Source organism: Angustibacter aerolatus (assembly GCF_054776675.1).
The window spans coordinates 19349-27543 of record NZ_BAAHBM010000044.1 but is presented as its reverse complement, the minus strand read 5'-3'; the positions used below and the strand labels follow the sequence as shown (position 1 = coordinate 27543).

General features: G+C 73.1%; 7 protein-coding genes. 5 read left to right on the top strand and 2 right to left on the bottom strand.

Going from position 1 to position 8195, the window contains the following annotated elements:
• Positions 1–887, bottom strand: an 887-nt coding sequence (locus ACYVI6_RS11510) for a LysR family transcriptional regulator (RefSeq protein ID WP_460446505.1), incomplete at its 3' end; no start/stop codon positions are given.
• A 168-nt stretch (positions 888–1055) separates the two neighbouring features.
• Between ACYVI6_RS11510 and ACYVI6_RS11505 the strand changes: the two genes are divergently transcribed.
• Together ACYVI6_RS11505 and ACYVI6_RS11500 are read left to right on the top strand one after the other, a co-directional pair.
• On the top strand, positions 1056–2135 hold the full coding sequence (locus ACYVI6_RS11505; RefSeq protein ID WP_460446504.1) for an aminotransferase class V-fold PLP-dependent enzyme: 1080 nt from the start codon (positions 1056–1058) through the stop codon (positions 2133–2135).
• A gap of 173 nt (positions 2136–2308) precedes the next feature.
• On the top strand, positions 2309–2719 hold the full coding sequence (locus ACYVI6_RS11500) for an STAS domain-containing protein (RefSeq protein WP_460446503.1): 411 nt from the start codon (positions 2309–2311) through the stop codon (positions 2717–2719).
• A 79-nt stretch (positions 2720–2798) separates the two neighbouring features.
• Here the strand turns inward: ACYVI6_RS11500 and lexA are convergent, their stop codons facing one another.
• Positions 2799–3524: a transcriptional repressor LexA gene (gene lexA, locus ACYVI6_RS11495; RefSeq protein ID WP_460446502.1), complete on the bottom strand. Its 726-nt coding sequence runs from the start codon at positions 3522–3524 to the stop codon at positions 2799–2801.
• Between the two features lie 268 nt (positions 3525–3792).
• Between lexA and ACYVI6_RS11490 the strand changes: the two genes are divergently transcribed.
• From ACYVI6_RS11490 to ACYVI6_RS11480, 3 genes are all read left to right on the top strand, one after another.
• Positions 3793–4221 (top strand): LysM peptidoglycan-binding domain-containing protein, encoded by a 429-nt coding sequence (locus ACYVI6_RS11490; protein WP_460446501.1) that lies wholly within the window; start codon positions 3793–3795, stop codon positions 4219–4221.
• 337 nt (positions 4222–4558) lie between these two features.
• Complete coding sequence (gene nrdR / locus ACYVI6_RS11485; RefSeq protein WP_460446500.1) at positions 4559–5062, top strand: transcriptional regulator NrdR; 504 nt, start codon at positions 4559–4561, stop codon at positions 5060–5062.
• Between the two features lie 160 nt (positions 5063–5222).
• Complete coding sequence (locus ACYVI6_RS11480) at positions 5223–8165, top strand: vitamin B12-dependent ribonucleotide reductase (protein WP_460446499.1); 2943 nt, start codon at positions 5223–5225, stop codon at positions 8163–8165.
• Positions 8166–8195: the final 30 nt, after the last annotated feature.

Below are 8195 nucleotides of genomic sequence, written 5' to 3'. Positions count from 1 at the left end.
GCGAGGGCGGCCACGAGCGCGTCGAGCATCGCGGCCACCGCCGGCACCCGGCGCAGGTCCGGGCGGGTCAGGGCGGTCACCGTGCGGCGGGCAGCCGGCTGCACCGCCCGCACCTCGACGTCCGGACGGCGGGTGGCCTGCAGCGACAGCGCCGGCAGCAGGGCCACCCCGAGCCCGGCCGCCACCAGGCCCTGCACGGCGACCGCGTCGTCGGTCTCGAACGCGACGCGCGGCGCGAACCCGGCGCGCCCGGCGAGCACGAGCAGGTGCTGCCGGCAGCGGGGGCAGCCCGCGATCCACTCCTCGTCGGCCAGGTCGGCCAGCGCCACCCGGTCGGCCGCGGCGGCGTGCCCGCCCGGCAGCACGACCTGCACCTCGTCGTCGAGCAGGTGGGTGGAGCGCAGGTCGTGCACGTCGTCGGTGGTGCCGCTGCCCGGGTAGTCGAAGACCACCGCCACGTCGCAGCGGCCGGCCCGCAGCGCCTCGAGCGCCTCGGGCGGCTCGGCCTCGGTGAAGCCGAGCACCAGGCCCGGGTGGCGGCGGCGGACGTCGGCGAACGCCCTCGGCAGCACGGACGCCGACCAGGACGGGAACGCCGACACGCGCACCCTGCCGGCCCGCAGGCCGGCGATGGCCGCGACCTCCTCGCCCGCGGTCTCGACGGCGGCGAGCGCTGTGACCGCGTGCCGGGCGAGCACCTGCCCGGCCTCGGTGAGCCGCACGGTGCGCCCGGACCGCTCGACGAGCACCGTGCCGAGCCGGGCCTCGAGCCGCCGCACCAGCTGGCTGACCGCCGGCTGGGTGGTGCCGAGCGCGGCGGCGGCCCCGGTGAACCCACCGTGCTCCGCGATCGCGCGGACGGTGCGCAGGGCGAGGACGTCGAGCACGGGGCGAGCCTAGCCACACATCACGTCGTGTGATGGAGACCTGCCCGGCGTACGTGCTTGTGCGTGGGTGTCCCGGTCGGCCAGCCTGGACCGGTGCCCACCACCACGCCGTCCCTCGCCCCTGGGCGCGACGCCGCCGGGTGCGCGGGCGCATCGGACCCCGGGGAGATGCCCACGTCGGCCTGGAGCGCGGCCCCCGGCTACCTGAACGCCGCGACGCTCGGCCTGCCGCCTCGGTCCGCCGTCGCCGCGCTGCAGCAGGCGGTGCTCGACTGGCAGCGGGGCGCGGCCGGACCGGTCGCCTACGACGACGAGGTGCAGCGCGCGCGGGCCCTGTTCGGGCGGCTCTGCGGCGTCGGGCCGGACGCCGTCGCCGTGGGCTCGCAGGCCTCCGTCGTCGCCGGGGCCGTGGCCGCCTCGCTGCCGGACGGCGCCGACGTCGTCTGCGTCGACGGCGACTTCAGCTCGGTCGTCTACCCGTTCCTCGTGCAGGCCCACCGCGGCGTGCGGGTGCGCCACGCGCCGCTCGAGGCGCTCGCCGACGAGGTGGCGCGCGGCACCGACCTCGTGGCCTACTCGCTGGCGCAGTCCGCCGACGGCCGGGTGGCCGACGCGGCCGCGGTGCGCGAGGCCGCCGGCCGCGTCGGGGCCATGACGTTCTGCGACACCACGCAGGCCGCCGGCTGGCTCGACGTCGACGCCGCGGCCGACGACGTCACCGTGTGCTCCGCCTACAAGTGGCTGTGCTGCCCGCGCGGAGCGGCCTTCTCGACGTACTCGCCGAGGGCCCTCGCGGCGGTGCGGCCCGTGAACGCCGGCTGGTACGCGGGGGAGTCGGTCTGGGGCTCCTGCTACGGGCCGGACATGCAGCTGGCGCACGACGCCCGCCGGCACGACGTCTCGCCGGCATGGCTGGCCTGGGTCGGCACCGTGCCCGCCCTGCAGACCCTGCTCGACCTGCCGCCGGGCCTCGCGCGCCGGCACGGCACGGGGCTCGCCGACCGGCTGCTCGCGGCACTCGACCTGCCGCCGGCCGACCGACCGGTCGTGGCGCTCGACGACCCGGCCGGCTCTCGAGCGACGGCGCTCGAGGCGGCCGGCGTCTCGGTCGCCGGGCGGGCGGGGCGGGTGCGCATCGCGTTCCACCTCTGGAACACCGAGGCGGACGTCGAGCTCGCCGTCGGCGCGCTGCGCGCCGCCGGCCGTGGCAGCGGGAGGGCCCCCCTCGCCCTCCCGGGCGGACCGTGACCTGAGCCCGCTTGGGCTGTAAGGTGGGCGGTCTCGTCCAGAGTCGCGGCGAGCCACTCCATGTGGGTGCGTGCACACACGCGCGCTCGTGTGGGCGTCGAACCACGAGATGCAGAGGTCACGATGCCAACCACTGCGACGACCATCCGGCCCACCCGGCCGGCCACCACGACGTGCCCGACCTGAACCGGGGCTTCGAGGCCTCGCCGACCGGTCTCGACACCACCGAGGTCGAGGGCTCCGTCAGCCTCTTCGTCGACGACGACGCCGTGCTCGTCGTCATGCACGGTGCCATCGGGCACCACCTGCACCAGGACGTCCGCGACCTCGTCGACGACCTGGTCTCCGACGTCGCCGACACCGCGCATCGCCCGGTCCGCGTCATGGCGCGCGACGTCACCACCTTCGGTCTGCAGGGGGTGTGGCTGCTCCTCGAGCTGCGCCGTGCCGCCCGCCCCGCCTCGGTGGTCCTCCTGGAGCCCTCCCGTGCGGTGCGCGACGGTCTGAACCTGCACGGCCTGACCCACTTCACGATCGTCGACGACGCCAGCACCGAGCTGCCGAACGGGCTGCCGGGCGCCTGACGCCCACGACCTGCACGACGAAGGGCCCCGCCGATCCGGCGGGGCCCTTCGTCGTGCGGTCGGTGCGGACCGGCGGTCGTCAGATCCGGCGCAGCACCGCGGTCACCCGGCCGAGGACGGTCGCCTCGTCACCCGGGATGGGCTGGAACGCCGGGTTGTGCGGCATCAGCCAGACGTGGCCGTCGCGGCGCTTGAACGTCTTCACGGTCGCCTCGCCGTCGAGCATGGCCGCCACGATGTCGCCGTTCTCCGCGACCTGCTGCTGGCGCACGACCACCCAGTCGCCGTCGCAGATCGCGGCGTCCACCATCGAGTCGCCGACCACCTTGAGCAGGAACAGCTGGCCCTCGCCCACGAGCTGACGGGGGAGCGGGAAGACCTCCTCGACGGCCTGCTCGGCGAGGATCGGGCCGCCCGCCGCGATGCGCCCGACCACCGGCACGTACGACGGCGCCGGACGGTCGTCGCCCGACCCGGTGGGGTCGACCGGCTCCGGGACGGCCGTCGGCGCACCGACCGGCGCCACGTGCGCGTCGGGGGAGACCACCTCGATGGCGCGGGGCCGGTGCGGGTCGCGGCGCAGGTACCCCTTGCGCTCCAGGGCGGCCAGCTGGTGGGACACGCTGCTCGGGCTGGACAGCCCGGCGGCCTCGCCGATCTCGCGCATGCTGGGCGGGTAGCCGCGGCGCTCGACGGCGTCGCGGATGGTCTCCAGCACCCGGCGCTGCCGCGCGGTGAGCCCGTCCCCGGTGTCGGCCTCCGGCAGCTCGTGCACCTCGCCCGTCGGTCGTCCCGGCCCGGCCATGGGTCCTCCGCGTGGTCTGCGGCCACCTGGGTGACCTGGATCGGGCCGGTCTGGTGCGACCGGCGCTGCGTGCTCGTCACCGTAGGACCGGCGCGGTGGCGAATCAAACACCTGTTCGAACGTGTCGGACTGTCGGTGGCGGGTGCTGGAGTGTCCTCGGGTCGTTCGAACGCCCGTTCGGCAGCGCTCGACAGCGTCGGCGGCCCGTGCTAGAAATCGTACAGACGTTCGATCGAACACGCGTTCGACTCGCTCTCCGGAGGCCAGCATGACCGCCATCACCCTCGCCGCACCCCGCACCACCTCGGCACGCGGCCGCGCCCGGCTCGTCGCCGTGCCGTCCGCGCCGGCGGTCCCCGTGCCGCGCGCACGCCGGGTGCCCACGGCGGTCCGGCACGGCAGCCTGCCGCTGACCCGCCGCGGCCGGCTGGTGGTGCTCGCGCTGCTGCTCGCGGTGGCAGCGGCCGTGTCGGTGCTCGCCGGTGGCACCAGCCTGGCCGGCACCTCGGTCGGCGAGCGACCGGCCGTGCGCTACGTGACGGTGCAGCCGGGCGAGACCCTGTGGGCCATCGCCGGCACCGTCGCCCCGCACGTCGACCGGCGCGACACCGTGCAGCAGATCGCCGAGCTGAACGCGCTCGGCGACTCCGGCCTGCAGGCCGGGCAGCGGCTCGCCGTCCCCCTGCAGCAGCGCTAGCCGCACCCTCGGCACGGCACGGCCCCGCGACCACCAGGTCGCGGGGCCGTCGTCGTCCCCGGGTGCCTGTGCTCGGCGTCGTCGAGACACGCCGACGCGCCCCGCCCCTTGCACCGGCGTCCGCCCCGGGTTAGCGTTCACCCCAACATCTAGTAGTTACACGGATGTGCTTCATCCACAGATTGTGGTGCGTCGCCCACAGGTCATCCCCAAGCCGTCCACACCCTCGTCCACAGCCAGGCCCGAGAGGGCCCCCCGGACGTCGGTGGCGGATGGCATGGTCGGGCCCGTCCAGGCGTTGACCACAGAGCGTCCAGCACCCCGGAGGGGAGACGTCGTGCACTGTCCGTTCTGCCGTCACACCGACTCGCGCGTCGTCGACTCGCGAGTCACCGACGACGGCTCCTCCATCCGGCGCCGCCGGCAGTGCCCGGACTGCGGCCGCCGGTTCACCACCGTCGAGACCGCGAGCCTCGCCGTCGTGAAGCGGTCCGGTGTCACCGAGCCGTTCAGCCGGGCGAAGGTGCTGGTCGGCGTGCGCAAGGCCTGTCAGGGGCGCCCGGTCGGCGAGGACGACCTCGCCCTGCTCGCCCAGCGCGTCGAGGAGGCCGTCCGCGCGAGCGGGGCCGCCGAGGTCGACGCGCACGAGGTCGGCCTGGCCATCCTCGGCCCGTTGCGCGAGCTCGACGAGATCGCCTACCTGCGCTTCGCGTCCGTCTACCAGGCGTTCGAGTCGCTCGAGGACTTCGAGGCCGCCATCACGCTGCTGCGCGCCGAGCGCGACGCGACCGGGGTCGAACCGGCACCCGGCCGCCCCGACGGCGCCCGCAGCACCCCCTGACGCCGTCGGGCGGCGCGGAGGGGAAGCCGCCGCCGCCCGACGGTCACCAGCCGTCAGCACACCGCACCACCCGCACCACCCGCACCACCTGCGCGATCAGCGCGATCAGCACGAACAGCACGGCACCAGCCACCACGCACGACGAGGACGAGGACGAGACATGACCGAGACGACCAGCGGCGCCCGCGCCGGTGCACGACGCAAGGGCAAGGGCGCGGGGGTGCAGCGCATCTTCACCACCCCGGGGGTGCACCCGTACGACGAGGTCACCTGGGAGCGTCGTGACGTCGTGCAGCAGAACTGGAAGACCGGCGAGACGATCTTCGAGCAGCGTGGCGTCGAGTTCCCCGACTTCTGGTCGGTGAACGCCTCCACCATCGTCACCACGAAGTACTTCCGCGGTGCCGTCGGCACCGAGCAGCGCGAGCAGGGCCTGCGCCAGCTCATCGACCGCGTCGTCCTCACCTACGTCAAGGCCGGCCGCGACCACGGCTACTTCGCGACCCCCGAGGACGCCGAGCTGTTCGAGCACGAGCTCACCTGGGCGCTGCTGCACCAGGTGTTCAGCTTCAACTCGCCGGTGTGGTTCAACGTCGGCACGTCCTCGCCGCAGCAGGTCAGCGCCTGCTTCATCCTCGCCGTCGACGACTCGATGGACTCGATCCTGAACTGGTACCGCGAGGAGGGCCTGATCTTCAAGGGCGGCTCCGGTGCCGGCCTCAACCTCTCGCGCATCCGGTCCAGCAAGGAGCTGCTGCGCTCTTCCGGCGGCACGGCGTCCGGCCCGGTGAGCTTCATGCGCGGCGCCGACGCGTCGGCCGGCACCATCAAGTCCGGCGGCGCCACCCGTCGTGCGGCGAAGATGGTCGTGCTCGACATCGACCACCCCGACATCGTCGAGTTCGTCGAGACGAAGGCGCGCGAGGAGGACAAGATCCGCGTCCTGCGCGACGCCGGGTTCGACATGGACCTCGGCGGCGCCGACATCACCAGCGTGCAGTACCAGAACGCCAACAACTCGGTGCGGGTCAGCGACGAGTTCATGCGTGCCGTCGAGGCGAAGGGCCAGTTCGGGCTGAAGGCGCGCACCGACGGCCGGGTCATCGAGTCGATCGACGCGGCCGAGCTGTTCACCAAGGTCGCGAAGGCCGCCTGGGAGTGCGCCGACCCGGGCATCCAGTACGACGACACGATCAACGACTGGCACACGAACCCCGAGACCGGTCGCATCACCGCCTCGAACCCGTGCTCGGAGTACATGAGCCTCGACAACAGCTCGTGCAACCTGGCTAGCCTCAACCTGCTGAAGTTCCTGCAGGACGACGGCTCGTTCGACGGCGCCACCTTCGCGAAGGTCGTCGAGCTGGTCATCACCGCGATGGACATCTCGATCTGCTTCGCCGACTTCCCGACCGAGCCGATCGGCGAGACCACCCGCAAGTACCGCCAGCTGGGCATCGGCTACGCCAACCTGGGTGCGCTGCTCATGGCGAGCGGCCTGGCCTACGACAGCGACGGCGGTCGCGCCCTCGCGGCGTCCATCACCTCGCTGATGACCGGCACCGCCTACAAGCGCTCCGCCGAGCTGGCTGCCGTCGTCGGGCCGTACGAGGGCTACGCCCGCAACGCCGACGCCCACAAGCGGGTGATGCGCAAGCACGCCGCCGCCAACGACGCGATCCGCACGATGAGCACGCTCGACAAGGACGTGCAGCGGCTGGCGACCCAGGCCTGGGACGACGTCGTGAAGCTCGGCGAGCGCAACGGCTACCGCAACGCGCAGGCCTCGGTGCTGGCCCCCACCGGCACCATCGGCTTCATGATGGACTGCGACACCACCGGCATCGAGCCCGACTTCTCCCTGGTCAAGTTCAAGAAGCTCGTCGGCGGCGGCTCGATGCAGATCGTGAACCTCACGATCCCGCGGGCGCTCACCAAGCTCGGCTACACCAACGAGACCGTCGAGGCGATCGTCGAGCACATCGCCGAGCACGGCCACGTCATCGACGCCCCGGGGCTCAAGCCCGAGCACTACGAGGTGTTCGACTGCGCCATGGGCGCTCGCTCGATCAAGGCCATGGGCCACGTGCGGATGATGGCTGCCGCGCAGCCGTTCCTGTCCGGTGCGATCAGCAAGACGGTCAACCTGCCCGAGACCGCCACCGTCGAGGAGATCGAGGAGGTCTACCTCCAGGGCTGGAAGCTCGGCCTGAAGGCGCTGGCCGTCTACCGCGACAACTGCAAGGTCGGTCAGCCGCTGTCCGACGCCAAGGCCAAGCCGGCCGCCGAGACGGCTCCGGCCGCGACGGTCGAGCCGGTCGTGGAGAAGGTCATCGAGTACCGGCCGGTGCGCAAGCGGCTCCCCAAGCGCCGTCCCTCGCAGACCACGTCGTTCGCGGTCGGCGGGGCCGAGGGCTACCTCACCGCCGGCTCGTACCCCGACGACGGCCTCGGTGAGCTGTTCCTGAAGTTCGGCAAGCAGGGTTCGACCCTCGCCGGCGTCATGGACGCGTTCTCGATCGCGATCTCCATCGCCCTGCAGCACGGGGTGCCGCTGGAGACCTACGTCGACAAGTTCACCAACATGCGGTTCGAGCCGGCCGGCATGACCGACGACCCCGACATCCGGATGGCGCAGTCGATCATGGACTACGTCTTCCGCCGGCTGGCGCTCGACCACCTCGACTTCGACACCCGGTCGTTCATGGGCATCTACTCGGCCGAGGAGCGCACCCGTCAGGTCGAGACCGGCTCGTACCTGCCGGTCGAGGACGACACCGACGACGACGCGGCCGAGCTCGAGACCATGTCGCAGTCGATGTCGATGAAGCCGCGCACCGCCAAGGAGGCGCAGCCGGCCGAGGTCGTGCAGCACGTCGAGTCGCCGAAGGCCGGAGCGAGCGAGGTCGCGCAGTCCGGTGCGGGTGCCGCATCGGCTCGGGAGATCTCGGCCCCGCAGGTGCACTCGTCGGCCGAGCTGCTCGAGTCGCTGCAGGGCCACGCGGCCGACGCCCCGATGTGCATGAACTGCGGCGTGAAGATGCGTCCCGCCGGCTCGTGCCACGTCTGCGAGGGCTGCGGCAGCACCAGCGGCTGCAGCTGACCGTCACACCGACGCGCCCCCGACCTCGCA